We start from the raw sequence: 26,730 nt of genomic DNA on the forward strand, positions 1-26,730 counted from the left end.
AGCCAAGCCGTTCGTTTTCGCTATCGCAAATACGTTTCCAATGGTTATGAGATATTGCCAACAATTACAGCCCTTTGCTCTAACTGACTCGTAACGGGAGCCATGGATGAACCGCAACGAATTGCGCAAGGCCGATATCAATCTGATGGTGGTTTTCGAGACGCTGATGCTTGAGCGCAACGTGACTCGGGCAGCGGAAAAGCTGTTCCTGGGCCAGCCGACCATCAGCTCGGCCCTCAATCGATTGCGTACGCTGTTCAACGACCCGCTGTTTATTCGCGTCGGCCATCGCATGGAACCGACGGCTCGAGCCGAGGAGATCATCCAGCATCTGTCGCCGGCGCTGGACTCGCTGTCGGTGGCGCTGAGCCTGACCCATGATTTCGATCCCTCCAGCAGCACCATGACGTTTCGCATCGGTCTGTCGGATGACGTCGAGTTTGGCCTGTTGCCGCCGCTGTTGAGCAGTCTGCGCGAGGAAGCGCCGCACATCGTATTCGTGGTCCAGCACGTCGATTACTGGCGTATCCCCGATTTGCTCGCGAGTGGTGACATAACCGTGGGTATCAGCCAGACCCGTGGGCTACCGGCCAACGCCAAGCGCAAACTGCTACGCCACATCCGGCCCAGCGTTTTGCGAGCCGATGCATCGGACACGCCACTGACGCTCGACGAATATTGCTCGCGACCGCATGTGCTGGTGTCCCACACCGCCAACGTCTCCGGTTTCGTTGACGAATGGTTGGCCGAGATCGGTCGTCAGCGCCAAGTCGTGTTGTCCGTGCCGCAGTACAGTGCGTTGCCGGCGCTGCTGGCCGGTACTGACCTGCTCGCCAGCCTGCCGGACTATACCGCCGTCGCCATGGCCGCTTCCGGCCAATTGTTCAGCGAACCCTTTCCTTTCAAGACCCCGACCCTGGATTTGTCCATGGTCTGGCTGAGCCATGTCGACAGCGATCCGGCCGAACGCTGGTTGCGCTCCCGGCTGGAGGCGTTCATGGGCGAGGGTGGCGTTTCGGGGCGCCCCTGACAGCGCAAAGCGGCGAAACAAATCCTGCGTAAAAAGAAGAAAGTCGAGGTATGGTTGCGACGGTTGAAACCACTTGGTCATATTTTCGAATGGGAGTCGAACACATGCCTCACCTGCACATGGAGTACACCGCCAACCTGCCCGAGCTAAACGCCGATGCTGCACTGATGCGCCTGAACAATGCGCTGGTGGCCTCCGGTCAATTCGCCGCCGAGTTGGATATCAAGAGCCGGGCCGTGAAGCACGAGACTTTCCGGGTGGGTACGAGTCTGGGCGAGCGTGGTTTCGTACACGTGAAACTGGCCTTGCTGAGTGGCCGCTCGCCGGAAATCAAGAAACAACTGTCCGCTAGTCTGCTGGCGATAATCCAGGATTTGGGGCCATGGCCGGCCGGGGTCAGCGTGCAACTGTGCGTGGAGATCCTCGACATCGACCGAGAGTCGTATGCCAAGGCCTTGATCGGTCAATGACGATCAGGCTCGGCTTGTGGCGCAGGTCTTGATGATCTGTTCGCGTAGCCAGGCGTTGGCGCCGTCCTGATCGAGGGCCAGGCTCCATTGCATGTTCAAAGTAAACCCCGGCAGGCCCTTGGGCACTTCGTGGTAATTGAAGATCGCCTCGTTGGCCAGCAATTTCTGGATACGGCGGGGTAGGGTCAGGATGAAGTCTGTGCCGGTAATCATCTTCAAGGCTGCACTGTAGCTGTTGGCGCGCGCGGCAAGCTGGCGTTGATGTGCCTGCTGTGACAACCAGCCATCCACCATGTTGGTGGGCGAGTTCCAGGGCGTCGGGAAAACGTGCCGGCGCCCCAGGAACGCCTGAAGGCTCAGTTGCGGATCCAGCGGCGTCGCCCGTTTATCCACCACACAAACCAGGTCCTCCTCCAGCAACTGTCGGGATTTGAAATCGGCATGGGTGCTGTGAAAGTTCGGACCGAAGCAGATCACCAGGTCCAGTGTGCCGTCACGCAGTTCTTGGGCAGGAATGTCGGCTTCGAGCCTGTGCACGTTCACTACCACTGGCAGGTCAGCGTAATCGAAGCCTTGCAGCAGGGGCGGCAGGATCAGGTGCTCAAAGTACTCCGGTGCGCAAATATTGAAAGTGACGGCTTGCCGGCGCGGATCAAACGTCGGCGCACCGGCGTGACACGAGTTGATGCTTTGCAGGATGGCGCGCACATGATCGTACATGCCCCGGGCTTTATAGGTGGGTCGCATGCCGGCACGGGTGTTGATAAACAGCTCGTCTTCGAAGCAGGTTCGCAGTTTCTTGAGGCAGTAACTGACCGTTGACTGACTGACACACAATGCCTCGGATACATCGGTGACGCTGCTTTGCTCATACACGGCGCTAAACACCATGAGGTCCTGCATATCGAGCTTTCTGAGGGAGTTACTGTTCAGCATCCGTTCTGTCTCGCTGTGCTCCTTGCGCGGATCTTGCGCAATCAGCTGTCGATCCTAACGGAACGATCGTCCCAAGAAAATGCCATCGAGGCTGTTTCACGGTCGGGAGTGGGACAGATAATGTTGTGAACACGACGGGTCGACTAACGCTTGGCTTGTTTGCCATTGTTTAGCCTGGTTTGATCCAAGCTCCATCAAATCAGTGTTTATCGACCCTTGGTGCCGTGGGACGCTTCCAGGGTGTATTTCCTGTGATGCGTTTATGGACGGTTGGCCCGCGGCATTCCACTACTCGTCATCCGCCGTGGTCGGCTCGGTCGGCCGATTCACGCCTGCCGTTACCCCCTCACTGTGCGCGCTGCCCTCTGAACTGGCTTTTTGGGCGCTCTGGCATTGTCGCCATGCACGTCCTCCGGATGCTCGTATCTGCTGTTGATCATCAACGGTGTTCGCTGATGGCGAACACGTACTGACGGCGCCTCATCGCCCGTCCGACACGTCAATGCGAGCCTTCCCATGAGCCTTTCCAGTTTTTCTTTCGCGCCCGTGCAACAAGCCCAAGCATTCCTGGCGCAACACCCGGACATCGAGCTGTTCGAACTGTTTATTCTCGACAACAATGGCGTGCCTAGGGGCAAGTTGTTGCATCGGGACGAATTGCTGGCGGTGTTCGAAAGCGGTCGACCATTGCCCAGTACGATTCTGGGCTTGACCCTCAATGGCGATGATGTGGAAAACTCCGGACTGGTGTGGGATGTCGGTGACATCGATTGCCGGGCCTATCCCATCAGTGGCAGTTTGCAGCGTATGCCGTGGCGGCTGATTCCCACGGCTGCCGTGCAGGTCAGCATGCATCCTCAAGAGGGCATGCCGGCGACGATCGCCGATCCGCGTTATCTGCTCAGCCGGGTGATCGAGGCCTTGCAGGCGGACGGTTATTACCCGGTGATGGCGGCGGAGCTGGAGTTTTATCTGCTGGACGAACAACGTGACAGCCAGGGCCGACCGCAACCGGCGCGAGACGCTGACGGCGGCAGGCCACGCGCCACCCAGGTCTACGGCTTGCGTGAACTGGAGCAGATCGAACCCTTCCTGGCGGACCTTTATGCGGCGTGCAAGCTGCAGGGCATACCGGCCCGCACAGCTATTTCCGAATACGCGCCGGGCCAGGTGGAGATCACCCTTGAACACCGCACCGATGCCCTGCAGGCCATGGACGAAGCGGTGCGCTACAAGCGCTTGGTCAAGGGCGTGGCGCATAAGCACGGCATGGTGGCGTGTTTCATGGCCAAGCCCTTCGATCACCTTGCGGGCTCCGGCATGCACATGCACGTCAGCCTCGCCGACCGCGATGGCCACAACCTGTTTGCCAGCGAAGCGGCTGATGGCACGCCGTTACTGCGCCAGGCGGTAGGCGGGATGCTCGACACCTTGCTCGATTCGCTGCTGATGTTCTGTCCCAACGCCAATTCCTATCGTCGATTCCAGAGCAACAGCTACGCGCCGCTGGCGGCGACCTGGGGGGTGGACAACCGCACCGTGAGCCTGCGAGTTCCCGGCGGCCCGGCTTTCTCACGGCATATCGAACATCGCATTTGTGGCGCCGATGCCAACCCGTATCTGGCTGCCGCCGCGATACTGGCCGGCATCCATCGTGGTATCCGTGAACAGTGCGATCCCGGGACGCCGGTCGAAGGCAACGGTTACGCCCAGGCGACTGAGTTATTGCCCACTGATTGGCTCACCACCCTGCGCGCCCTTGAGACGTCGACCTGGGCGCGGGACGCCTTCGGCGACGAATTCCTCGGTGTTTACTTGGCGGTCAAGCGCGCCGAGTACCGTCAGTTCATGGGGGAAGTGGGTGAGCAGGATTGGCGCTGGTATTTGAATCAGGCCTGACGGCCGCTTAAAAAATTATTTAATGGCAACTTTTTCACGAAAAATTGATGGTGGACTACCTAAAGTTTGTGGTGCCGTAGGGGGAACGAATTTTTCACATTCTTTTCGGCACTTCTTTTTAAAAGAGTAACTTTCAGGAAACCGTCAACCATCATGCTGACTATTAAAGCCGTGCGCCCGGAGTGGGTGACGCTGGTCGCCAGTGCCTTTCTATTAGTGGGTTTCAACGTAATTCTCTGGCAACACCTGCTCACGATCACGGCGGCTGACGGTCGAGGCACGTTGTTGTGCGTGGCGTTTGGCGTGATGATTTTCGCTGCGTTCAATCTGGTGTTGACGCTGCTGGCGTTCCGTCCGGTGCTCAAGCCATTGTTGATGTTACTGTTCCTGATCAGCGCTGGCGTGGCTTATTTCATGGCGCAATATGGCGTACTGATCGACGCCGGCATGTTGCGCAATTTCGCTGAAACCAATGCCACGGAAGTCCGCGACCTATTGTCGCTGAAGTTATTTGCCTACCTCGGTCTATTGGGTGTATTGCCGTCCTGGTTGTTATACAAGACACCGATCAACTATCGCCGCTGGCCCAAAGAGCTATTAAGTAAGTTGATTTTCGGTGTGGCGTCGGCCGCCGTCATTGGCGTGGTCGCCCTGGCCAACTACCAGGGGTTGTCTTCGCTGTTTCGCAATCACCACGAGTTGCACTTGATGGTCGTGCCGAGCAACTACATCGGCGCTTCGATCGGCTATTTGCGTGAACAGGTAGCGTCTGCCAAGCAACCGTTCCTCCCGCTGGGTGAGGATGCGAGTCGCAACCCCGTTTGGCAAACCCACGCCCGTAAGTCCCTGACCGTACTGGTGGTGGGGGAGAGCGCCCGTGCCGAGAACTTCGGCATCCTCGGTTATAAACGCGATACCACCCCGACGTTGGACAAAGAGGCCGGCCTGATCGCGTTCACCGACGTGCATTCCTGCGGCACTGAAACCGCTGTGTCGGTGCCATGCATGTTTTCCAACATGGGGCGCAAGAACTACGACGCCAGCAAGGCCAAGAATGAAGAAGGGCTGCTGGATGTGCTCAAGCGCGCCGGGTTGGAGGTGATCTGGCGTGACAACCAGTCCGGCTGTAAGGGCACCTGCGACCGGGTCATCGTGCAGGATGTGAGCAATCTGAAGGACCCAACCCTGTGCGCGAGCAGCGAATGCCGCGACGAAATCCTGCTCCAGGGTTTGCAGCATTTCATCGATACCCTCGACAAGGACACGGTGTTGGTCCTGCATCAGATGGGTAGCCACGGGCCGGAGTATTTCAAGCGCTATCCCAAGGAGTATGAGCATTTCACCCCGGTGTGCGAAAGCAACGCGCTGAACAATTGCAGCCGCGAGAGCATCGTCAACGGCTACGACAACACCCTGGTGTACACCGATCATGTGCTCTCGACCCTGATCGACTTGCTGCGGGCCAATCAGGACAAAGTCGATACGGCCATGTTGTACCTGTCGGACCATGGCGAATCCTTGGGCGAATACAACCTGTTCCTCCATGGCACGCCGTACATGCTTGCCCCAGAGCAACAGAAACATGTGGCGATGCTGGCCTGGTTCTCCGACAGCTATCAGAAGGCGTTCTCGGTCGATACCCATTGCCTGCAACTGAGTCGGCAAAAGCCCTTGAGCCAGGACAACCTGTTTCACTCGATGCTCGGGCTGCTGGAAGTCAACAGCAAGGTTTACAACCAGGACCTGGACCTGTTTGCCAGTTGTCGCGGTGCGGTGATAGACGGAGTGTTGGCGCGGGAATGACTGCCTACACCTTTTTTTCACGCATGGCCGTTTAACCTGTCATCCACCCTTTTCCCCAAGAGCCGTTCGTATGTCCGGGTTACCCCCATCCAATGTCGAGCTTGAGTTCGCCAGGCATCACGACCAGGAGCATGCGCAGGTCTGCTGTCAGCCGACGCCTCGTCGGCTGCGCTTTACGTTCTGGCGTGACGAGCAAATGGTGCGTAACGCCCTGAAAGTGGCCGGCGAGCCGGGGTTGGTGCTCGATGTTGCATGTGGGGCGGGACGGTTCTGGCCGGTGCTGGCCGAGCACGCCAACCGGGTGATCCTGGCGGCGGACCCTTCGCCGGACATGCTTGAGCATGCGCTCACCCACCATGGCGGCGCGTTGCTCAAGCGGGTCAAGACGTTCCCGAGTTCGGCGTTTACCATCGGGCTGTCGGCCAACGCGGTCGATTGTATTTTTTGTCTGCAACTGTTTCGGCACGTCAACGCCAGCGAGCATCGCCTGGCGCTGCTGCGCGAATTTCATCGGGTCAGTCGCGACACGGTGATCGTGTCGGTCCAGATCGAAAGGCGCCTTAAAATCGGCCATCCTCCGCAAAGTAGTCTGGTCGGCAAGTCTGACGTCGAAGCCGAGTTTCGTCAGGCCGGTTTTACGGTGCTGTGGTATCAGGATTTCTTGCCCGGTTTTGCGATGACGCGGGTTTATGTATTGCGTAAGGCCGGTTAAGTCCTGATGTAAGCCCAGATGTAGGACTATTCTTGTCTTTGCGCAGGCTATTTCTCTCAGGCTCCTGCTCTATGGATGCTCGCAATCGCCGGCGGCGATATATACTGCGCGCCATTCTTCAAGGGAGAGCCGTGTGGCCATCGATATTCACTGGATTCGCGACAACGATAGCCTCGGTCAGTTTTGCGCCGAATGGCAGCAGTTGCCATTCGTCGCCCTCGACACCGAATTCATGCGGGTCGACACCTTTTATCCGATTGCCGGTTTGCTGCAGATCGGCGACGGCAAACGTGCCTACCTGATCGACCCCTTGACCATCGACAACTGGCAACCTCTGGCCGCGCTGCTGGAGAATCCGGCGGTGCTCAAAGTGCTGCACGCCTGCAGTGAAGACCTTGAAGTGTTGTTGCGCCTGACGGGCAGCCTGCCCGCGCCGCTGTTCGATACCCAACTGGCCGCTGCCTACCTGAACCTGGGCTTCTCCATGGGCTATTCGCGGTTGGTGCAGGAAGTGCTGGGGATCGAATTGCCCAAGGGCGAGACTCGCTCCGACTGGTTGCAGCGGCCCCTGTCCGAAACGCAGATCAGCTACGCGGCTGAAGATGCGGTGCATCTAGCGGAAGTTTTCGTACAACTGCGCCCGAAGCTTTCCGACGAAAAATACAGCTGGGTCTTGGAGGATGGCGCCGAACTGGTGGCCAACCTGCGTCGCGAAGTCGACCCCTATGAGGTGTACCGCGAGGCCAAGCTGGCTTGGAAGCTGTCCCGTGCCCAACTGGCCGTGCTGCGGGAACTGTGTGCCTGGCGCGAGCGCGAGGCGCGCGCCCGTGACGTGCCGCGCAATCGCATCATCCGCGAGCATTCGCTATGGCCCCTGGCCCGCACGCAGCCGGATAACCTCGGCGCCTTGGCGAAAATCGAAGATATGCACCCGCGCACCGTGCGCCAGGATGGTGAGTTTCTACTGGACCTGATCCAGCGTGCCGCCAGCGTGTCGCCCGAGCAATGGCCGCCAGCGGTGGCCGAGCCGTTGCCCATCGAGGCCTCGACACTGGTCAAGCGCCTCAAGGCGCTGGGGCAGGCTGAAGCCGAGCGCCTGGAGATTGCCCCTGAGCTGATGCTACGCAAGAAAACCCTCGAAGCGCTGATCAAGAGCGGCTTCCCCGAGGGCCCTTACCAATTGCCCGATTCGCTGCGTGGCTGGCGCCGCGAATTGATGGGCCAGGCGCTGCTGGACAGCCTGGCCACTGCCGGAGAACAGCCTTGAAACGTATCTGCTCCATCTACCGAAGCTCGAAGAAAAACGAGATGTACCTGTATGTGCTCAAGAGCGATGCCTTGAAGCGTGTGCCGGAGCCCCTGATGGCTGCCTTTGGCAAGGCGATCCATGCCTTCGACCTGGTGCTGAGCCCCGAGCGGGAACTGTCCCGGGAAGACATCGGCAAAGTGCTGGAAAACCTCGACACCCAGGGTTATCACCTGCAAATGCCACCGCCTGAAGACGAGTACATCGAACATTTGCCCGAAGAGTTGCTGCGCCGCAACGACCCGGTCTGAGGATTCCCCGGGGCCCCCGTCCTGGGGGCTCTTGAAACACTGGAATGGTTTATTGGCGATGACCGCCTGGATGGAGCGACACTCTGTCGGCGGTTCTCTGCATTGTTTTTGAAAGGTTTGATTCATGCGCGTTCTGATTGCCGAACACGACCACCCGGTGTACGCCCAGCTTTTGCGTCAGGCTGCACCCGATCTCGAAGTCCTGACCAGCGGCGACTCCGCCGAACTGTCGCGACTGGCCACCGACTGCCCGGTCTGGCTTGGCCAGCCGGATCTGCTGGCCACCCTGTTACGCCAAGGCCATCGTCCTCTCTGGCTGCAATCGACCTGGGCGGGCATTACGCCGCTGCTGGCCGAGGGCTTGACGCGCAATTACCGCCTGACCCGTGCGGTGGGCATTTTCGGCCAGGTGATGGCCGAGTACGTGCTGACCTACATGCTCGGCCATGAGCGCGAGGTGTTGGCGCGGCTGGTCAGCCAGGTCGAGCGCAAGTGGGACAACCGCCAGGGGCAAGGCTTGGCCGGGCGCAAGGTGTTGATCGTCGGGACCGGCGATATTGGCCAGCGCGTGGCGCAGTTCCTTGTGCCGTTTGGCGTGCAGCTGTATGGCATTGCCAGTGAAGCCCGGGAGTTGGCGCCTTTCATCGAGGTCGGGGCGCTGACGGATCTGCCGCGTCTGGTTGGCGAGGTGGATTACGTTATCAACCTGCTGCCCAACACGCCCAATACCCATGATGTATACGACGCGGCGTTGTTCAAGCAATTCAAGCCAACCGGACTGTTCATCAATGTCGGGCGCGGCGTGGCAGTGGTGGATGCGGATCTGGTGCAAGCCTTGAAAGAAGGGCATCTGGCCGGCGCAGTGATCGACGTTTGCCGCCAGGAACCGCTGCCGCAGCGTCATCCATTCTGGACCGCCTGGGGCTTGCTGTTGACCGGTCATAGTTCGGCCCCGACATCACCGACGATGATGGTGCAGTTGTTCCTGGAAAACCTGCGGGCTTATCAGGCTGGCGAAGCACTGCGCGGGGAAGTGGATTTCACCCGGGGCTACTGAACCCGACCCAGTGTGAACCATTGTGGGAGCGAGCCTGCTCGCGATAGCGGTGGGTCAGTCGACGCCAATGTTGGCTGACCCGGCGCCATCGCGAGCAAGCTCGTTCCCACATGTTTAGAGGCTGAAATCGCCTTCCGCCACCAGCTCGCTCAACGGCCGGCGCGGGCTTGGAGTTTCGCGGGCCTGGAGGTACTCGGCCAGTGTCGATTTGTCCCCCAGCTTGCCGATCGCCACGGCCGCGTGCAGGGCATAGCCTTGCGGGATCTTCAGTTCTTTGCGGGTCAGTTCCTGGTCGAAACCGGCCATGCCGTGGGTGTGCCAGCCGCTGAGGCTGGCTTGCAGCGCCAGGTGGCCCCAGGCCGCGCCCGTGTCGAAGGTATGGGACTGCGCGGGGGTTTCTTCGGTGGCGCCGGGCACGGCGAAGGTGGTTTTCGAAACAATGATCACCAATGCCGAGGCGTGTTGGGCCCAGCCGCGGTTGAATTCATTGAGCAGGCCCAAAAAGCGCTCCCAGTTCGGTGTGTCGCGGCGCGCATACAGGAAGCGCCACGGCTGCGAGTTATAGGCCGACGGTGCCCAGCGTGCGGCTTCGAAAAAGCCCAGCAGGGTTTCTTCGGCAATGCTCTCGCCGGTGAAGGCGCGGGGCGACCAGCGTTCGATGAACTGCGGGTGGATAGCGTAATCGGCAATGCGGGGATTGGCGCTCATGGGTTTACCTTGACGGGGTCGGGAAAGTGGATGAAGCAACCTACGTCCCGGCGTCCGGCCTGACAAGCCCCCACTTACCGACAGTCGCCAACGCTTGGCCTGAAGAGGCCCCGGCACTAGACTGTCGGCCTTTTCACCACCTGATGTTGATGCTCGAGCCATGGCCGCCAAAGTCGAACCGTTCTGGATACGCAAAACCCTCGATCAGCTCGATCCGCAGGAGTGGGAATCACTGTGCGACGGCTGTGGCCTGTGCTGCCTGCAGAAGCTCGAAGACGAAGACGACAACAGCGTCTATTACACGCGCATCGCCTGCAAATTGCTGGACCTGAAAACCTGCCAGTGCACCGACTATCCCAACCGTCGCGACTTTGTCCCCGACTGCATCCAGCTCACGCCGGGCAAAGCCGATGAGTTCAAGTGGCTGCCACCGACCTGTGGCTATCGGCTGGTCAGCGAGGGCAAGGACTTGCCGTTGTGGCACCACCTGGTCTGCGGCGACCGCGATGCCGTGCACCACGAACGTATTTCCCAGTCCGGGCGTATGCTGGCCGAAGGCAGCGTGCCCGAAGAGGATTGGGAAGATCATCTGATTTTTCGCGCCGGCTGAGTGACCAGGCGAAGCACTACCAGGGAGAACCCATGGCTGCAGGATTGAAACGAATGCTGGCGGCCGGGCTGCTGGTGATGTGCGGGCCACTGTGGGCGGCGCAGAAAGTTGACCTGGATTATCACGTGCATCTGTTGCCGCAGAGCGATCAGGCTGAAGTACGCCTGACCTTGGCCCGGGGTTCGGCGGTGCGCAGCCTGGATTTCGACCTCGGCAACGGCAGCCGCTACAGCGACTTCAAGGCTGACGGTCTATGGCAGCTCACGCCGGGCAAAGACGCGCGAGGCGTATGGCGCCCGGCTGCCGACAAGGCGAGCCTGAGCTACCGCGTGCGCATCAGCCAGGCCCGTAAGGCGGGCACTTTCGAGGCCCGCATGACCCCAGGCTGGGCCTTGCTGCGCGGTGACGACCTGGTGCCGTCGGCCAAGCTCGATCAGCAGGATGGCGTCGAACTGGTTGCCCGTCTGGAAGTTGAATTGCCTGCTGGCTGGAAAAGCATCGAAACGCCCTGGCCACGCATCGGCAAGCAACGCTTTCGCATCGACAACCCCTCGCGGCTGTTCGACCGTCCCACGGGCTGGATGCTCGCCGGCAAACTGGGCAGCCGTCGTACACGCCTGGGCGAGACCGAAGTCACGGTGGCCTCGCCCCGAGGCCAGGGCATGCGCCGGATGGATGTGCTGACGCTGCTGACTTTTGTCTGGCCGCAGGTACAAGCGCTGGTGCCGCGTCATCCTGCCAAGCTGCTGATTGTCGGTGCGGGCGATCCGATGTGGCGTGGTGCGCAGGCCGGGCATGACTCGATTTATCTGCACAGCCGTGCGCCTCTGGTCAGCGAACGGGGCGGTAGCCCGTTGTTGCGCGAATTGGTGCAGGCGCTGGCGCGTGTCAACGACCATGATCGTAGCGACTGGATCAGCGAGGGGTTGACCGAGTACTACGCCATCGAACTGCTGCGCCGTGCCGGCGGCATGAGTGATGAGCGCTATCAGGTCCTCAATGATCGGCTCGCCCGCGACAGCAAGGGGGTCACCACCTTGCGCGGCGAGCAGGTCGGCCCTGCGGTGGTAGCCAAGGCGGTATTGCTGCTACAGGAGCTGGACCGCGAGATCCGCTTGAAAACCCGTAACAAGCGTTCGCTGGATGATGTGTTGCAAGGGGCGATGCGCCTGGAAACGATCGACACCAAGGAGTTTGTGCAGCTCAGTGAAAGCATCCTGGAGGGGAGCTCTACTGTGCTGGATACTCGGTTACTTCAGTGACACCGTCATCGCGAGCAAGCTCGCTTCCACATTGATCGATGTCGTACACAAATAGTGTGTGCACCAAAGATCCAGTGTGGGAGCGAGCTGGCTCGCGATGAGCCATCAGCAGCGCTACAAGAATCAAAGCCCAACCTTCGGCGAATCCAACGAATCATTCCCCGTCACCGTAGCCGTACCGGTCGCCGCCTCGGCATTGGCCTTCAGGCGGCTCAGCTCATCACCGGCCTGCTCGATGCGGGCGCGGGCGCTGTTCAGATGCTGACGATTCTTTTCCAGCAGAGCCTTGGCCGAACAATGCCCGGTGATACCCCGTGCCAGGGCCATGCCGCCGAAAGCCAGTTGAGCCAGACCGATCACACCGCCACGGCGCAAGCCCTTGCCCATCATCAGTACACCGCCAGCCAGTGAGCCAATGCGCTCCCAGCCATGCACGTTTTGTGGCGGATGAGATTGGAAAGGGGTGGTCTCAATCGGCTCGAACGGGTTGTTATCGCTCATGATCTGTCTCCAGTGTGGGGATTGGTATAAAACTGACTGCCCGAGCGATTCCCTTGTTCAATCCAATTGTGCACCGATCAGCGGAATTGCGGCCCCGAACGAGTGTTGTTGCCTTTGGCCATTCGGTCGTACAGCACGACGTTGACTGTGGCGGCCAGGTTCATGCAGCCGGTGGTGGGGATGTACACCACGTCCTCGCACCAATCGCGAATGTCTTTATCCAGCGAACCGTCCTCGGGGCCGAAGATGTACAACGCCCGGTCCGGGTGCGTGTATTCGGGCAAGGGACGAGCGCCCTCCACCAGTTCCACGGCCACCGGTACGCAACCCAGGGGCAGGATCTTCTTCAGGTCGTCGATGCCAATCAGCGGGATGTCGTAGTGGACTTTCTTGGTGTCGGTGACGAAGTCGGCGGCACGCTCGTAACGCTTGCCGGTGTAGAACACCGACGCCACGCCGTAGCAGCCGGCGGCACGCATGACCGAACCGACGTTTTCCGGTGACTTGGGGTTGAACAGACCGATGCAGCTATAGCGTTTGTTGGCCACGGACAGAGTGCCTTTGGGAAAAGGCGCGATTATACGGGGAATGGGGCTACGTGTTCAGTTTGTGAGTGGGGGCTGATGGTCGGTTACCTCTTCACGAACCTGACCAATCGGTAACGTCCCCGCCAGCGTCGTGAAAGGCGCCAGTCGTTATGGTTTGCCTGACAAATGACTGCCGGAGTTGCTCATGAAGACCCTTGATGCCTTGCTCGCCGTTTCGATCCTGTCCCTTTCTTCCCTTGCCTTGGCGGAAGGAGGAGGTGACCGGGTTTATGGCCGGATGATCCAGAACAATCAACAAGCCATGGCGCAATACGCCGCCGAAAACGGCAAAGCCGTCGCCGAAATCGTTCATTACGAATACGGCATGAAACTCGATGTAAAAAAAGTGGTGAGCGTCACACCGGCCAATAAAGGCTGTGGTGTCGGACCGTCGCGCATGACTTACGAAGACTCGAACGGCAAGCTCAATACCGTGGAATATAGGCTCCTGGGTGATAACTGTCCGAATGGCGGCTGATTACCGTCTCGTTTGTTCTCCTTTGGTTTTGAGACGGTCAGGCGCCCTGGTGGCGCCTGTTTTTTATGTGCGCCGGATTATTGCGCTGGCGTGTTACGCAACCTCAAGGCATTGAACACCACCGATGCCGAACTCACGCTCATGGCGATAGCGGCAATCATGGGCGAGAGCAAGTGACCGGTCAGGGGATACAGCAGGCCGGCAGCCAACGGAATACCCATCGAGTTGTAGAGGAAGGCAAAGCCGAGGTTCTGGCGCATGTTTCTAACGGTTGCCACCGAAAGGGTGCGGGCCCGCAAGATCCCCATCAAATCGCCTTTTACCAAGGTCAGTTGGGCGCTGTTCATTGCGACATCCGTGCCTGTCCCCATGGCAATGCCTACGTCCGCCCGAGCCAAGGCGGGTGCGTCGTTTATTCCGTCACCCGCCATCGCGACCTGGCGGCCATCGCGCTGCAGGTCCGCCACCAGGCGCTCCTTGTCCTCGGGTTTGACTTCGCCATGGACCTCTTCAATGCCCATCTCCCTGGCCACGGCGCGTGCAGTGGTGAGGCCGTCGCCGGTGGCCATGATGATTTTTATGTCGTGAGCCTTGAGCCGGTTGACCGCTTCCCTGGAGGTCGGCTTGACCGGGTCCGAGACGGCCAGCAGCCCGGCCAGCACGCCGTCGACCGCCATGTAGATAATGCTGATGCCTTGGGCGCGTAGCTGTTCGGCCTGTTGTTGCAATGGGCTGACGTTGATACGGGCGGCGTCCATCAGGGCGGTATTGCCCAAGTGGACCCGCTTGCCGTCCACCAGGCCACTGACACCGATGCCACTGCCGGATTCAAATGACGCAGGCTTGATCAGTTCAAGGTGCTCGGATCGTGCGTGATCGACGATGGCGTGGGCCAGGGGATGTTCGCTGCCTTGGTCGAGGCTGGCGGCCAACAGCAGCACCTGGCGGTCATCGAAGCCCTGGGTGGCTTTCACGCTGTGAAAGGCCGGGCGCCCTTCGGTCAGGGTGCCGGTCTTATCGACGATCAGCGTGTCGATCTTGCACAAGTTCTCGATGGCGCTGGCGTCCCGGAAAAGCACGCCCAGGCTGGCGGCCTTGCCGGTGGACACCATGATCGACATGGGGGTTGCGAGCCCCAACGCACAGGGGCAGGCAATGATCAGCACGGCGACGGCATTGATCAGCCCGAAGACCCAGCCAGGTTCGGGACCTAGCAGTCCCCAGCCGAAAAAGGTCAGTACGGCGATGGCAATCACCCCCATGACGAAATAACCAGCGATCACGTCGGCCATGCGCTGCATAGGGGCTTTCGAGCGCTGGGCCCGGGCGACCATCTGAACAATCTGCGCCAGGACGGTCTCGGCGCCGACCTTCTGCGCCGTCATCACCAAGCTGCCATGGGTGTTGATCGTGGCACCGATCAGGCTGTCCCCGGCGCGTTTGATCACCGGAACCGGCTCGCCGGTGAGCATCGACTCGTCAACGGCACTTTCCCCTTCGAGCACCGTACCATCGACCGGGACCTTCTCACCGGGCCTGATCCTCAGGTGGTCACCCTGATGGACGTGGGTCAGGGGGATGTCTTGTTCCTGGCCATCGGAATTGATCCGGCGCGCGGTTTTGGGCGACAGCCCCAGCAGCGACTTGATGGCGGCCGACGTCTGCGAGCGAGCTTTGAGCTCCAGCATCTGCCCCAGCAACGTGAGGGAGATGATCACCGCGGCGGCTTCAAAGTAGACGCCGATTCGCCCCTCTTGCATGAATGTGGCGGGAAATCCTCCAGGCCAAAACGTGGCTGCGACACTGTAGAGATAGGCCGCCGCGGTGCCCAGGCCAATCAGGGTCCACATGTTCGGGCTACGCTGGTGAACGGACGCCACTCCCCGCACAAAAAACGGCCAGCCTGCCCACAGGACCACGGGCGTCGCCAGGAAAAACTCGACGAGATTTTGCGTTTCACCGTGAAACAGCGACAAGGCGTGCCCCGCCATGGCAAGCACGGTGACGATCACCGTCAACGGCAGGGACCACCAGAAGCGGCGGGTGAAGTCCTTGAGTTCTGGATTGTCCTCTTCTTCCAGTGCGGGCATCACCGGCTCCAGCGTCATGCCGCACTTGGGGCAGGTGCCGGGGCTGGGCTGGCGTATTTCCGGGTGCATGGGACAGGTGTATTCGGTCGTCATGTCGCCGCTGAGCGCTGCAGCGCTGTGGTGAAGGTGCACGGGAGTGTCGGACATGGTTAGGGGCCTTCCTGATCCCTGCGGTTGACGGGTGGTTCGCCATGTCGTCCATGACTGCCATGGCCGTGTCCGAAGACATGCATCAAGGGACACATCAGGAGAATCAGGTACGGCCAATTCCCCGCGATGTGGCTGAAGTGTTCTCGCGCCAGATAGAAGAGGCCGATGGCCAACAACATGATCAATACAATGCCGGTCTTGTTCCGCCAGAAGGGCGTTGTGCCAGCAGATGGGGGTTGATGAGTGTTCATGGTATCGCTCCTTCAGGCCGGGCGAGCCGCCACCCATAGCCACAGCATAGGCAGGGCGTGCTTTGGCAGATTGATATTCATCAACCGTGGCTTACTTCGCCTGTAAATGAGGGAAGTAACGGGCATGCTAAAGGTGCGGAGCTGTCAGCGACCTGACGGGGACATTGCAGATTTGTCAGCGGGGCCCATGAAAGCGGCACAGGCAGCCGCTGCACAGTGGAGTAGGCCACTTGTGGCGAGGGATTTTACCTGTGGCGCAAACGTTGCTGCGCAAGTAAAACCGCTCGCCGCAATGGCTGACTATTCGTCTTTCTTCATCAGCCCGGCCAGCGCAGCGAAGGGGTTGTGGGTCGCCTTGGCGATTTTCGGGGTGCTCAGGGAGCCGTCGCCGAAGTATTGCTGGTCGGTGTAGCGCGAGTGTTCGTTGTCGTGGCAGTACAGGCACAGCAGTTCCCAGTTGGAACCGTCCTGCGGGTTGTTGTCGTGGTTGTGGTCGCGGTGGTGAACGGTCAACTCGCTCAGGCGCTTGCCGGAAAACTCACGGGCGCAGCGACCGCAGACATGGGGGTACATTTTCAGGGCTTTGTCGCGGTAGCCCATTTCCCGGTCACGCTGGGCATCGGCGAGGATGCGGTCCAGCTTGGCGGTGTTGGATGGAGGCATTGACGAACTCATGGGTTCACCTTTGTAGAAAAGACTGATGACGGTTGGACAGAGTTTAGCTCAGCCCTTGAGTTTCTCGGCAATCCAGATGGTGTGGCGGGTGCCTTTGTTGCCATGGGCGAACACCTGCACCTCTTCGGCCTTGAAACCGGCTTTCTTCAACTTGTCGGAAAACTGCCGGTCAGCGCTGGCTGACCACACCGCCAGCACGCCCTTGGGCCGCAGGGCCTTGGCACATGCGGCCAGGCCACCGGTCGAATACAGCCAACTGTTGGCTTTCTGGGTCAGGCCTTCGGGGCCGTTGTCGACATCCAGCATGATCGCATCGAAACCCTGGGGTTCGGCTTGCAGCACTTTGGCCACGTCTTCCAGGCGGATCACGGTGCGCGGGTCCGACAGCGGCCGCCCGGCCTTTTCACCGAGGGGGCCGCGGTTCCACTCCACCACGCCTGGTACCAGTTCGGCCACCACCACTTCGGCAGTTTTGCCCAGGTGTTTGAGGGCCGAGGCGAGGGTAAACCCCATGCCCAAGCCACCGATCAGCACGCGCGAGCCAGGGCGACCGGCGACCTTGCGGCAGGGAATTTCTGCCAGGGCGTCTTCGGAACCATGCATGCGGGTGTTCATCAACTGCCCGCCGTCACCGCCCTGGATCTTGATGACGAAGTCTTCGCCGTACTCGAACAGGCACAGGGCACCGCCGTTGTCAGGAATGGGGGTGGTGTCGAGCAGAGCGAAACGTTTCATGGAAATCTCATGGGAAGGGGCAAACCGGCGCGGTAAGGACTAGCCTGAAGGTAGACAATAGCCACGGAGCCATTGATGAAGTGCATCATTCTAACGGCCATTGCCCTGGCGGCGCTCTCGATAAGTTGGGCGCAGGCCCAGCAGCCGACGATTCCGGTAAATCCACCGAGTATCCCCGGTTCGCCTGGCACCGCCACGCCCATGCCGTACCCGCCGGTTACGCCCAACGGCATACCCAAGCCCGCCGCTGGAAGTAGCGGGCCGCCGTTGCTGCCACCGATCGAAATGCCCAAGCCGCCCAAGGATCAGCCGATACCGGGCATGGAGCAGCAACCGCCGAGGGCCAAGTCGCCGGGGGGGTAGACCTGAAATCCTTTGGATGACGAAAGCCTGTGTTCCCACAGGGTCAAAGGTTGCTGTCAGACCTGCTGCGACAGCAACTGCCCATCGGCCATGCGCAGGCGTTTGGACAGGGAGACGGCCAGGGCGCGGATGATTTTGGCGGCGATCTTCGGTGCGTCGTTGAGCATTTTTTCCAGAGAGTCCTTGCCCAGGTTCAGCAACTGACAATCACTGGCGGCGATGCAACTGGCCGAGCGCCGCTCGCCATCGAGCACGGCCATCTCGCCGAATGCCCGGCCGCTGCGCAGCGTGGCGATGGTCACGGGTTGGCCATCGGGGCCGATTTTCTGTACGGCCACCTGTCCGGTGTGAATGATGCACATGAAACTGCCGGCATCGCCCTCGCGGAAAATCGCCTCGCCTTGGGCAATGGCGCTGATACTGAAATATCCCGATGCTGCAGCAAAGTCGACGGGCAGCAACTGGTCGAACAGGCCGCAGTCCATCAACCAGTCGCGGATTTCGTTGTTCAATAGGGTCGGTTCTGACATGTCGTCACGGTCTTTTTCTTGTGTCTGTTGCGGTTTCGGGTTGGCCTGGATGTAAGAAGATCCCTTGTGGGAGCGAGCTTGCTCCCACATTTTATTGTGGTTGCATCAGAGCCTTGCGCATGCAGCTAAGACCCGGCCATTGCACAGAGTTCCTCAACCCAACCCCAAAACCTTCAAAACAAATGCATATTCGAGCGCTACGTCACGCAATCCCTGGTAACGCCCGCTCATCCCGCCGTGGCCAGCGCCCAGTTCGGTCTTGAGCAGCAAGGGGTTGTCATCGGTCTTGGTGGCGCGCAATTTCGCCACCCACTTGGCCGCTTCCCAATACTGCACGCGGCTGTCGTTGTAACCGGCGATCACCAACAGCGCCGGATACGCCTGGGCGCTGACGTTTTCGTACGGCGCGTAGGCCCGGATCCGATCATAAACGTCTGGCTCCTCGGGATTACCCCATTCGTCGTATTCGGTGACGGTCAATGGCAGGTCCGGGTCGAGCATGGTGTTGAGCACATCGACGAACGGCACTTCGGCAATCGCAACCTTGAACAGCTCCGGGCGTTGATTGAGCACCGCGCCGATCAGCAAGCCGCCGGCACTGCCACCGCTGATCGCCAGTTGCTCGGCGGTGGTGAAACCGTTGGCGATCAAATGCTCGGCGCAGGCGATGAAGTCGCTGAAGGTGTTGTGCTTGTGTTCCTGCTTGCCGGCACGGTACCAGGCTTCGCCCAGCTCACCGCCGCCGCGCACGTGGGCGATGGCAAACGCCACGCCACGGTCGAGCAGGCTCAGCCGCGAATGGGAAAACCAGGGGTCGAGGCTTTCGCCATAGGCGCCATAGCCGTACAAATACAGCGGTACCGGTTGGCCGAGGGCTTCACGTTTGACCACCAGGCTGATGGGCACCTGCGTACCGTCCGGCGCCGTCGCCCAAAGCCGTTGGCTGACGTAGGCATCGGCGTCGAACGGGCCCAGTACCGGGGTTTGCTTGAGGACCACCTGTTCGCCGCTGGCCAGGTCCAGTTGGCGGATCTGCGCCGGGCGGTTCAGGGCTTCGTAGCGCAGGCGGATACGGTCGCTGACGAACTCCAGACTGTTCTGCACGTGCAGGCTGTAGGCCGCGTCCGGCAATTGCACGCGATACGCTGGCAGATCCTGTGGGTGAACCTCGATGATCGGCAGGCCGCCTTCACGCAGACTCAGGGTCATGGCCCCGGCGTTCAGACTCAGGCCGTCGATCATCACCGTGTCGCTGTGGGGGATCAGGTTCTGCCAGTCGGCTTCGGTCGGTACCACGCCCGTGTCGGCGGCCTGGTACAAGGCAAAGTTGATCCCGTCGCGATTGCTGCGGATCAGCCAGCTCCATTGGCCGTCGAGCAGGCCGTGGTCGACGTCGTATTCATGGTTTTCCAGGCGTGGCGCCAGGCAGGTGAAGGGCTGTTGCGGCTGCGTGGCGTCGAGCACCCAGACTTCGCTGGTGGTCTTGCTGCCCAGGGACAGGATCAACTGCCGCTCGGAGCTTGAACGGTAGCAATGCAGGAAGAAGCGCCCGTCCGTTTCATGGAACACCTCTTCAGCGGCGGTGCCATCCAGGCGATAGCGCCAGAGCTTGTGGGGGCGATGGGTCTCGTCCAGCTCGCCGAAAAACAGCGTCAGGCTGTCGTTGGCCCAGGTCATGCTGCCGTCGCACTGTTCGAAGGACAGTTCGCTGACCCTGTCGTTGGACAATTCCTTCACGAACAGCGTGTAGATCTCTTCGCCCGTGGTGTCCAGGCTATAGGCCAGACGCTGGTGGTCGGGGCTGATACTGAAGGCGCCGAGGGAGAAGAAGCCGCCGCCAGCCAACGCATTCGGGTCCAGCAGCAGCTGTTCGCGGCTTTCATCCACGCTCAGGCTGTCATCGGCCGGGCGCGGGCAGCGGTAGTGGCGCGGGTATTCGTCACCGGCCGTGGTGCGGGTGTAATACAGGTACGGACCCCAGGGCGAGGGCAGCGACAGATCGGTCTCGAGGATCCGGCCCTTGATTTCCTGGAACAGGGTTTCGCGCAGCCCAGCCTGATCGGCGAGTTGCGCCTCTTGGTAGCTGTTTTCCGCCTTGAGGTAGTCGAGCACGGCGTCGGTGTCGCGCTCCTGCAGCCAGGCGTACGGGTCAACGCCGGCGTCCCTGTGGGCAATCGGGGCATTGGTAACGTGGGCAGATAGGGACATGTAAGGCTCTCGAACGTTGTACGAAAAGCTCGGCAGATGCCGGGGCAGCCTGACGAGCGAAAAGCCGTTACTATAAGCGTCTATTTGCCTGCCTTGCCATGGACACCATGACCGAGAACGACTATCTGATTGCCTGGGGCCTCTATGCCTTCGCCGCCGTGGGCTGCCTGTTGGTATGGATGCGCATGACCCGCTGGATGTGGCGCTGGCTGCGTGAGCCGCTGCGGTTGCTGATGGCGGTGTTGCTGTTCAGCCCTACCATCGTTGATCCGGTGAAGGAAAAGGTCGCCCCGGCCCTGGCCATTGTTGCCCTGGACGTGCTGTTCAAAGTCGGCAACAACGTCTGGCGTGCGGCTTCCGATCTGCTCATGTACGGCATGATCGCCTTCGGTCTCTACTTGGTTTTCGTGCTGATCCGCTTCCCCATCGAGCGTGCCGCCAAGGCTCGCAAGGAGCGGGCGGCCGCGGCAAAAGCCGCCGCTGCCGCCGATGAGCCCGAGGATGAGCCACCGTTCGGCGTGGCTGGTGATGACCGCTACGGTCGCCCGCCAGTGCCGAGCAACCCCCAGCGTTCGCGTATAGAACCACGTCTGTAGCCAGGCCTGCCCTTTGAAGCGAGAGTTCGAGCATGTGTGAGTTATTGGGCATGAGCGCCAATGTGCCGACCGACATCGTGTTCAGCTTCACCGGACTGATGCAGCGTGGCGGCAAGACCGGGCCGCACCGCGACGGCTGGGGCATCGCCTTCTATGAGGGCCGTGGCCTGCGACTGTTCCAGGACCCGGCGGCCAGCAGCGAGTCGGAAGTGGCGAACCTGGTACAGCGCTATCCGATCAAGAGCGAAGTGGTGATCGGGCACATCCGCCAGGCCAACGTCGGCAAGGTTTGCCTGTCCAACACGCACCCGTTCGTGCGTGAGTTGTGGGGGCGCAACTGGTGTTTTGCCCACAATGGCCAACTCGCCGATTTCCAGCCTGAAGTCAGTTTCTACCGGCCAGTGGGCGATACCGACAGCGAAGCGGCGTTCTGCGATCTGCTCAACCGCGTGCGCCAGGCTTTTCCGGAACCGGTGGAGGTCGAGCAATTGCTGCCGTCCTTGATCCAGGCCTGCGCCGAATACCGCAGCAAGGGCGTGTTCAACTGTTTGCTGAGCGACGGGGACTGGCTGTTCTGCTACTGCTCGACCAAACTGGCCCAGATCACCCGACGCGCCCCGTTCGGTCCGGCGCGGCTCAAGGACGTGGACGTGATTGTCGATTTCCAGGCCGAAACCACGCCCAACGACGTGGTCACGGTCATCGCCACCGAACCCTTGACCGAAAACGAAACCTGGACCCGCTACGAACCGGGCCAATGGAGCCTGTGGCGGCGCGGTGAATGCGTCAGCCATGGCCAGACCGAATAAGGACGTCACGTTATGTTGCTCAGTTATCTACGGTTGGTGTTGTTCGCAGTGGGCCTGCTGGTTGGGGTCCAGGTGCCGGGTTTCATCAGTGATTACGCCAAGCGGGTCGAGGCGCACTTGATCGAAGCGCAGGCCGGCCTGCAGGGTTTCCAGGGCACCGCCAACCAGTTCTTCAAGGGCGACATGCAAGCCTTGGTGGCCCATTACCGCGCCAGCGAAGACCCGATCTTTCGCAGCGATGCCGATAGCCTGAACACCCTGCTGGTGCGCCAACAGGCTTTGGACAAGCAATTCCAGGCGATGCAAGGCCCGTGGTACATCCGCTTGCTGCAAGTGGCGCTGGCCGCCGATCCGGATATTCGCAAGGAAACCTGGAACGGCTACAGCTACCAGATCCTGCTGACCCCCGAGGCGATGATCTGGGGCATCAGCGGCGCCTTGTTGCTGTCGTTCGGCCTGGAATGCCTGTTCCGCCTGATCGACTGGGTGGTGTTGGGCGGCAAGCGCCTGCGCCAGAGCCGGCCGATTGAAGAGCGGGATTTGCGCGGGCTCTGACTACACGATTGCTCAATGGGCTTTTGTGGCGAGGGAGTGGCCGCCGCGTCTTCAACGCTACGCTGTCGCGCGGGGAGCTGGAACGACGTCCACAGATATCTGTTTTTTGATCGTTCCCACGCTCTGCGTGGAAATGCATCCCGTGACGCTCTGCGTCACCTTCCAGAAGCGGAACGCGGAGCGTCCCTGGCGACATTCCCACGCAGGAGCGTAGGAACGATCGATACACCTCGGGTCGAAGGGCTTTTTGGGGCGAGCGGATAAATCCCTCGCCACAACAGTGTTCAGTCAGACCGTCCGATGTATCCAATCAACTTTTTCTTATGACCCAACCGGTGTTTTATTCGTTGGACGCCACCGCGTGCGCGCTCAAGAATCTGGACACCGGTCTCCACGTGCATCGTCGAGGCTTAGAACAATAAAACCGTGGAGAACCACCATGAGTGCACCCGACACGCTCGGCGTCCCCAAACCCCAGGCCCGTTCCGGCCCGTTCGATTGGTACCGCAACATCAACCAGCAGGAACGTCGCACCTTCTGGAGCTGCAAGATCGGCTACGCCCTGGATGGCATGGACACCCAGATGCTCAGCTTCGTGGTGCCGACCCTGATCGCGATGTGGGGCATTACCACCGGACAGGCAGGGCTGATTCATACCAGCACCCTGATCGCTTCGGCCATTGGCGGCTGGGTGGCAGGCATTCTTTCCGACCGCATCGGTCGAGTGCGCACGTTGCAACTGACCGTGCTGTGGTTCGCCTTCTTCACCTTCCTGTGCGGCTTTGCCCAGAATTACGAACAACTGTTGATCGCCCGCACGCTGATGGGCTTTGGCTTCGGCGGCGAGTGGACCGCTGGCGCAGTGTTGATGGGCGAAGTGATCCGCGCCAAGGACCGCGGCAAGGCCGTGGGCATGGTGCAGTCGGGTTGGGCGCTGGGTTGGGGGATGACGGCGATTCTGTATGCGCTGCTGTTCTCGGTATTGCCGCCGGAAGATGCCTGGCGCGCCTTGTTTATCCTTGGCATTGTCCCAGCGGTGTTCGTGATATTCGTCCGGCGCCTGGTCAAGGATCCGGAAGTCTATAGCCAGGCCAAGGCCCGGCAAACACCGAGCAATCCCGCGAAGTTCTACGAGATATTCGCCCCCGGCATACTCTTCACCACCCTTCGTGCCTCATTGCTGACCACCGGTGCCCTGGGCGGCTACTACGCCATCACCTCTTGGTTGCCGACTTTCCTGAAAAATGAGCGAGGCTTGAGCGTGTTGAGCACCGGTGGATATCTGGCAATGGTAATCGTCGGTTCCTACGTCGGTTATGTCATCAGTGCGTATCTGTCGGACATCCTGGGTCGGAAAAAGAACTTCGTCCTGTACGCAGTCGGTTCATTCACCATTGTGCTGCTGTATACCCAGTTGCATGTAAGCAATAACGTAATGCTCTGGCTGGGCTTTCCCCTGGGCTTCTTCGCCTCGGGCATGTTCAGCGGCATGGGCTCGTTCCTCACCGAGCTGTTCCCGACACGCATTCGCGGTTCGGGCCAGGGTTTTTGCTACAACATAGGTCGGGCGTTGGCGGCAACGTTCCCGCTATTGATCGGCTTGCTGAGCCAGAAAGTGCCGTTGAGTGTGGGTATCGGCGCATTTGCGGCGGTGTCCTATGGCGTGGTGATACTGGCGGCGCTAAGCCTGCCGGAAACCCAAGGCAAGCAGTTGGAAGCTGAGTAACTGATAACCTGCGGGCACATGTCCCACAGTTAAACGAAGAAAGAACCTACAGGAGCGTTCACCGTGAGCCGCCTGCTATTGAACTGCGACATCGGCGAGAGCTTCGGCAACTGGGCCATGGGTCTGGACGCCGAGGTGATGCCCTTCATCGATTGCGCCAACATCGCCTGCGGCTTTCACGCCGGCGACCCGAGCATCATGCGCAAGACCGTCAGCCTGGCCCTGAGTCACGGCGTGCGGATCGGCGCGCACCCGGCCTATCAGGACCTGGCGGGCTTCGGCCGCCGCTCCATGGCCTATGGCGCCCAGGAACTGCAGGATTTGCTGCACTACCAGATCGGCGCCCTCGACGGTATTTGCCGGGCCCAGGGTGGGCGGGTCAGCTACGTCAAACCCCATGGCGCGATGTACAACGACATGATGGCCAATCCGGCGCAACTGCGTGCAGTGATCCAGGCGGTTGCCGCCTATGATCGGGCGCTGCCGCTGATGCTCATGGCGACCCGGGACAATAGCGCCGCGCAAGCCCTGGGCGACGAATATGGCCTGACCCTGTGGTTCGAAGCGTTTGCCGATCGCGCCTACGACAGCGCCGGTCGTCTTGTATCGCGGCAAGCGCCGGGTGCTGTGCATCATGATCCCGAGGTCATCATCGGGCAGGCCCTGACCATTGCCCGTGGCGATGCGTTGACCGCCAGCGACGGCAGCGCTCTGAACCTGAAGGCCAATACCTTGTGCGTGCACGGTGACAACGCCAGTTCAGTGGCGGCCGTACAACGTATCCGCGAAGCTCTGGACCGGCAGAGTGCACCATGAAACCACGCTTGGAAGTGGTGGCAGTGGACTGCTTGATGGTGCGCCTGTTCGATGAAATCGCCGAGGCCAACATGCCGTGGATGCTTGCTGCCAGTGCGCGGCTCAAAGCGGTATTCGCCGAGCATCTGATCGATCTGGTGCCGTCCTACACCACGTTGATGGTGCATTACGATATGTTGGCGCTGACGCCGGTCCAGGCCCGGGACTTGATCGGTGAGGCGCTGAATAATCTTTCACCAGATGCCCGCTCTACCGGCCAATGCCACGTGCTGCCGGTGTGGTACGACTCCGGTGTCGGGCCCGAACTAGACCTGCTGGCGAGCCGCAGCGGCTTGACGGTCGCCCAGGTGATCCGTCGCCATAGCGAGCGCGAATATCAAGTGTTCGCCCTGGGCTTCGCCCCTGGATTCGCCTTCATGGGGCTGGTGGACGAAGCACTGGCGGCACCGCGCCTCGATACGCCACGCAAGCGCGTGGCGGCGGGCAGCGTCGGCATTGCCGAGCGCCAGACTGCGGCGTACCCGGTGGTGTCGCCCGGTGGCTGGAACCTGATCGGGCGTACCCCGGCCAAACTGTTCGACCGCGCGCGTGACGGCTACAGCCTGATGCAGCCTGGTGACACGGTGCGTTTCGCCGCCGTGGATCACGCCGAATTCATCGCCCTGGGCGGCGACGATACACCGCTGGAGGCCCAGGCATGAGCCGCTTATTGATCGAGGCCAGCACACCGTTGTGCCTGTTGCAGGACACCGGGCGTTTCGGCGTCAGGCATTTGGGCGTGACCCAGGGCGGCGCGGCGGATTGGCTGTCGATGGCCTGGGCCAATTGGATGTTGGGCAACGACCCGAACGCGGCGGTGGTGGAAATTACCCTCGGCGGTTTCACGGTGGTGGCCGAAGACGATTGCGTGCTGGCCCTGGCCGGGGCGGATCTGGGAGCGCGGGTGGACGAGCAGCCGATAGCGTCGTGGCGCTTTTTTAGCCTGCGCCAAGGTCAGACCCTGGTATTCACCCAACCGGTGCTCGGCGCCCGGGCGTACCTCGCGGCCCCCGGCGGGTTCGAAGCGCCGGCGGTGCTGGGCAGTCGTTCGACGGTGGTGCGTGAAGAGCTTGGCGGCCTGGATGGACTGGGGCGGCCGTTGAAACGCGGTGCGCACCTGAGCTATTGCGGCTTGGCGACACCTCGACCGATGCCGCGCACACTTGTTCCGGATTTTCAGCAGGACTCGCCGCTGGATCTGATCCTCGGTGCGCAGAATGGCGCGTTCAGCGGGCAGAGCCTGTTTGATGCGTTCAACACCGCCTGGACCCTGGACAGCCGCGCCGATCGCATGGGCATTCGGTTGCTCGGCACGGCCCTGCAATACCAGGGGCCGGCGATGATTTCCGAGGGTATCCCCCTGGGTGCTGTGCAGGTGCCGCCAGACGGCCAGCCGATCGTGTTGCTCAACGACCGGCAAACCATTGGCGGCTATCCACGCCTGGGTGCGTTGACGCCGTTGGCCCTGGCCCGGCTGGCGCAACGCCTGCCGGGGACGCAGGTGCGATTGAGGCCAGTGGTGCAGGAGGTTGCGCATCGGCAGCAGGTGGAGTGTTTGCGTAGTTTTCTCTAGCGCT

Annotated in this window: 29 protein-coding genes; 19 read left to right on the forward strand and 10 right to left on the reverse strand. The window is 60.8% G+C overall.

Annotated features, from left to right (window positions below):
* The first annotated feature begins 106 nt into the window (after positions 1-106).
* Positions 107-1,030, forward strand: a complete 924-nt coding sequence (locus SGN16_RS07270) for a LysR family transcriptional regulator (RefSeq protein WP_210643311.1) — start codon at positions 107-109, stop codon at positions 1,028-1,030.
* Positions 1,031-1,134: 104 nt separating this feature from the next.
* Positions 1,135-1,500, forward strand: a complete 366-nt coding sequence (locus tag SGN16_RS07275; protein ID WP_210643312.1) for a 5-carboxymethyl-2-hydroxymuconate Delta-isomerase — start codon at positions 1,135-1,137, stop codon at positions 1,498-1,500.
* Between the two features lie 3 nt (positions 1,501-1,503).
* Here the strand turns inward: SGN16_RS07275 and SGN16_RS07280 are convergent, their stop codons facing one another.
* Positions 1,504-2,436 (reverse strand): LysR family transcriptional regulator, encoded by a 933-nt coding sequence (locus SGN16_RS07280; protein WP_335943614.1) that lies wholly within the window; start codon positions 2,434-2,436, stop codon positions 1,504-1,506.
* 516 nt (positions 2,437-2,952) lie between these two features.
* Between SGN16_RS07280 and SGN16_RS07285 the strand changes: the two genes are divergently transcribed.
* From SGN16_RS07285 to SGN16_RS07310, 6 genes are all read left to right on the forward strand, one after another.
* The gene (locus SGN16_RS07285) at positions 2,953-4,335 is read left to right on the forward strand and encodes a glutamine synthetase family protein (protein WP_335943615.1); all 1,383 of its coding nucleotides are present in this window, start codon (positions 2,953-2,955) and stop codon (positions 4,333-4,335) included.
* 153 nt (positions 4,336-4,488) lie between these two features.
* Positions 4,489-6,138 carry a phosphoethanolamine--lipid A transferase gene (locus tag SGN16_RS07290; RefSeq protein WP_335943616.1) on the forward strand — a complete coding sequence of 550 codons (1,650 nt, stop codon included), beginning with the start codon at positions 4,489-4,491 and terminating at the stop codon, positions 6,136-6,138.
* A gap of 70 nt (positions 6,139-6,208) precedes the next feature.
* Complete coding sequence (locus SGN16_RS07295) at positions 6,209-6,850, forward strand: class I SAM-dependent methyltransferase (protein ID WP_210643316.1); 642 nt, start codon at positions 6,209-6,211, stop codon at positions 6,848-6,850.
* 133 nt (positions 6,851-6,983) lie between these two features.
* Complete coding sequence (gene rnd / locus SGN16_RS07300; protein ID WP_210643317.1) at positions 6,984-8,117, forward strand: ribonuclease D; 1,134 nt, start codon at positions 6,984-6,986, stop codon at positions 8,115-8,117.
* A complete protein-coding gene (locus SGN16_RS07305; RefSeq protein WP_210643318.1) occupies positions 8,114-8,407 on the forward strand; it encodes a YcgL domain-containing protein in 294 nt (97 codons plus the stop codon). Before rnd ends, SGN16_RS07305 begins: the two co-directional genes overlap by 4 nt.
* Before the next feature lie 124 nt (positions 8,408-8,531).
* A complete protein-coding gene (locus SGN16_RS07310; RefSeq protein ID WP_210643319.1) occupies positions 8,532-9,464 on the forward strand; it encodes a D-2-hydroxyacid dehydrogenase in 933 nt (310 codons plus the stop codon).
* 114 nt (positions 9,465-9,578) lie between these two features.
* Here the strand turns inward: SGN16_RS07310 and SGN16_RS07315 are convergent, their stop codons facing one another.
* Positions 9,579-10,172 (reverse strand): nitroreductase family protein, encoded by a 594-nt coding sequence (locus SGN16_RS07315; RefSeq protein ID WP_210643320.1) that lies wholly within the window; start codon positions 10,170-10,172, stop codon positions 9,579-9,581.
* Positions 10,173-10,332: 160 nt separating this feature from the next.
* On the opposite strand from SGN16_RS07315, the gene SGN16_RS07320 reads away from it, so the two are divergent.
* On the forward strand, positions 10,333-10,782 hold the full coding sequence (locus tag SGN16_RS07320; protein WP_210643321.1) for a YcgN family cysteine cluster protein: 450 nt from the start codon (positions 10,333-10,335) through the stop codon (positions 10,780-10,782).
* Between the two features lie 32 nt (positions 10,783-10,814).
* Positions 10,815-12,044: a hypothetical protein gene (locus SGN16_RS07325; RefSeq protein ID WP_210643322.1), complete on the forward strand. Its 1,230-nt coding sequence runs from the start codon at positions 10,815-10,817 to the stop codon at positions 12,042-12,044.
* A gap of 123 nt (positions 12,045-12,167) precedes the next feature.
* Here the strand turns inward: SGN16_RS07325 and SGN16_RS07330 are convergent, their stop codons facing one another.
* Both SGN16_RS07330 and SGN16_RS07335 read right to left on the reverse strand, forming a co-directional pair.
* Positions 12,168-12,545, reverse strand: coding sequence for a DUF2892 domain-containing protein (locus SGN16_RS07330; protein WP_210643323.1), 378 nt, complete (start codon positions 12,543-12,545; stop codon positions 12,168-12,170).
* Between the two features lie 77 nt (positions 12,546-12,622).
* On the reverse strand, positions 12,623-13,093 hold the full coding sequence (locus tag SGN16_RS07335; RefSeq protein ID WP_003198862.1) for an RNA methyltransferase: 471 nt from the start codon (positions 13,091-13,093) through the stop codon (positions 12,623-12,625).
* A 184-nt stretch (positions 13,094-13,277) separates the two neighbouring features.
* Between SGN16_RS07335 and SGN16_RS07340 the strand changes: the two genes are divergently transcribed.
* Positions 13,278-13,610 (forward strand): DUF2790 domain-containing protein, encoded by a 333-nt coding sequence (locus tag SGN16_RS07340; RefSeq protein WP_210643324.1) that lies wholly within the window; start codon positions 13,278-13,280, stop codon positions 13,608-13,610.
* Between the two features lie 77 nt (positions 13,611-13,687).
* Here the strand turns inward: SGN16_RS07340 and SGN16_RS07345 are convergent, their stop codons facing one another.
* The 4 genes from SGN16_RS07345 to SGN16_RS07360 form a co-directional block, all read right to left on the reverse strand.
* Positions 13,688-15,793, reverse strand: a complete 2,106-nt coding sequence (locus SGN16_RS07345; protein ID WP_335943673.1) for a copper-translocating P-type ATPase — start codon at positions 15,791-15,793, stop codon at positions 13,688-13,690.
* 56 nt (positions 15,794-15,849) lie between these two features.
* The gene (locus tag SGN16_RS07350) at positions 15,850-16,101 is read right to left on the reverse strand and encodes a DUF2933 domain-containing protein (protein ID WP_335943617.1); all 252 of its coding nucleotides are present in this window, start codon (positions 16,099-16,101) and stop codon (positions 15,850-15,852) included.
* Positions 16,102-16,401: 300 nt separating this feature from the next.
* Complete coding sequence (locus SGN16_RS07355) at positions 16,402-16,776, reverse strand: YajD family HNH nuclease (protein ID WP_335943618.1); 375 nt, start codon at positions 16,774-16,776, stop codon at positions 16,402-16,404.
* Positions 16,777-16,824: 48 nt separating this feature from the next.
* Positions 16,825-17,511 carry a hypothetical protein gene (locus SGN16_RS07360; RefSeq protein WP_335943619.1) on the reverse strand — a complete coding sequence of 229 codons (687 nt, stop codon included), beginning with the start codon at positions 17,509-17,511 and terminating at the stop codon, positions 16,825-16,827.
* Positions 17,512-17,586: 75 nt separating this feature from the next.
* Here SGN16_RS07360 and SGN16_RS07365 point away from each other — a divergent pair, with 75 nt between their 5' ends.
* Positions 17,587-17,874 carry a hypothetical protein gene (locus SGN16_RS07365; RefSeq protein ID WP_210643329.1) on the forward strand — a complete coding sequence of 96 codons (288 nt, stop codon included), beginning with the start codon at positions 17,587-17,589 and terminating at the stop codon, positions 17,872-17,874.
* Between the two features lie 56 nt (positions 17,875-17,930).
* Here SGN16_RS07365 and SGN16_RS07370 read toward each other — a convergent pair whose 3' ends face one another.
* The gene (locus SGN16_RS07370) at positions 17,931-18,404 is read right to left on the reverse strand and encodes a cyclic nucleotide-binding domain-containing protein (RefSeq protein ID WP_335943620.1); all 474 of its coding nucleotides are present in this window, start codon (positions 18,402-18,404) and stop codon (positions 17,931-17,933) included.
* A 153-nt stretch (positions 18,405-18,557) separates the two neighbouring features.
* On the reverse strand, positions 18,558-20,612 hold the full coding sequence (locus SGN16_RS07375; RefSeq protein ID WP_210643331.1) for a S9 family peptidase: 2,055 nt from the start codon (positions 20,610-20,612) through the stop codon (positions 18,558-18,560).
* 98 nt (positions 20,613-20,710) lie between these two features.
* On the opposite strand from SGN16_RS07375, the gene SGN16_RS07380 reads away from it, so the two are divergent.
* From SGN16_RS07380 to SGN16_RS07410, 7 genes are all read left to right on the forward strand, one after another.
* Positions 20,711-21,208 (forward strand): MFS transporter, encoded by a 498-nt coding sequence (locus SGN16_RS07380; protein WP_210643332.1) that lies wholly within the window; start codon positions 20,711-20,713, stop codon positions 21,206-21,208.
* Between the two features lie 32 nt (positions 21,209-21,240).
* On the forward strand, positions 21,241-22,017 hold the full coding sequence (locus SGN16_RS07385; protein ID WP_210643333.1) for a class II glutamine amidotransferase: 777 nt from the start codon (positions 21,241-21,243) through the stop codon (positions 22,015-22,017).
* 12 nt (positions 22,018-22,029) lie between these two features.
* Complete coding sequence (locus SGN16_RS07390; RefSeq protein WP_210643334.1) at positions 22,030-22,572, forward strand: DUF2937 family protein; 543 nt, start codon at positions 22,030-22,032, stop codon at positions 22,570-22,572.
* A 439-nt stretch (positions 22,573-23,011) separates the two neighbouring features.
* Entirely contained in the window at positions 23,012-24,298 is a 1,287-nt protein-coding gene (locus SGN16_RS07395) for an MFS transporter (protein WP_335943621.1), read from the forward strand.
* 63 nt (positions 24,299-24,361) lie between these two features.
* Entirely contained in the window at positions 24,362-25,114 is a 753-nt protein-coding gene (locus SGN16_RS07400) for a 5-oxoprolinase subunit PxpA (RefSeq protein WP_335943622.1), read from the forward strand.
* Positions 25,111-25,815 carry a 5-oxoprolinase subunit PxpB gene (pxpB, locus tag SGN16_RS07405; protein WP_210643337.1) on the forward strand — a complete coding sequence of 235 codons (705 nt, stop codon included), beginning with the start codon at positions 25,111-25,113 and terminating at the stop codon, positions 25,813-25,815. Before SGN16_RS07400 ends, pxpB begins: the two co-directional genes overlap by 4 nt.
* Complete coding sequence (locus tag SGN16_RS07410; protein ID WP_335943623.1) at positions 25,812-26,726, forward strand: biotin-dependent carboxyltransferase family protein; 915 nt, start codon at positions 25,812-25,814, stop codon at positions 26,724-26,726. The genes pxpB and SGN16_RS07410 overlap by 4 nt, the downstream gene beginning before the upstream one ends.
* Positions 26,727-26,730: the final 4 nt, after the last annotated feature.

This window comes from Pseudomonas sp. G166 (genome assembly GCF_037027455.2).
In the GTDB taxonomy this organism is placed as follows: domain Bacteria; phylum Pseudomonadota; class Gammaproteobacteria; order Pseudomonadales; family Pseudomonadaceae; genus Aquipseudomonas.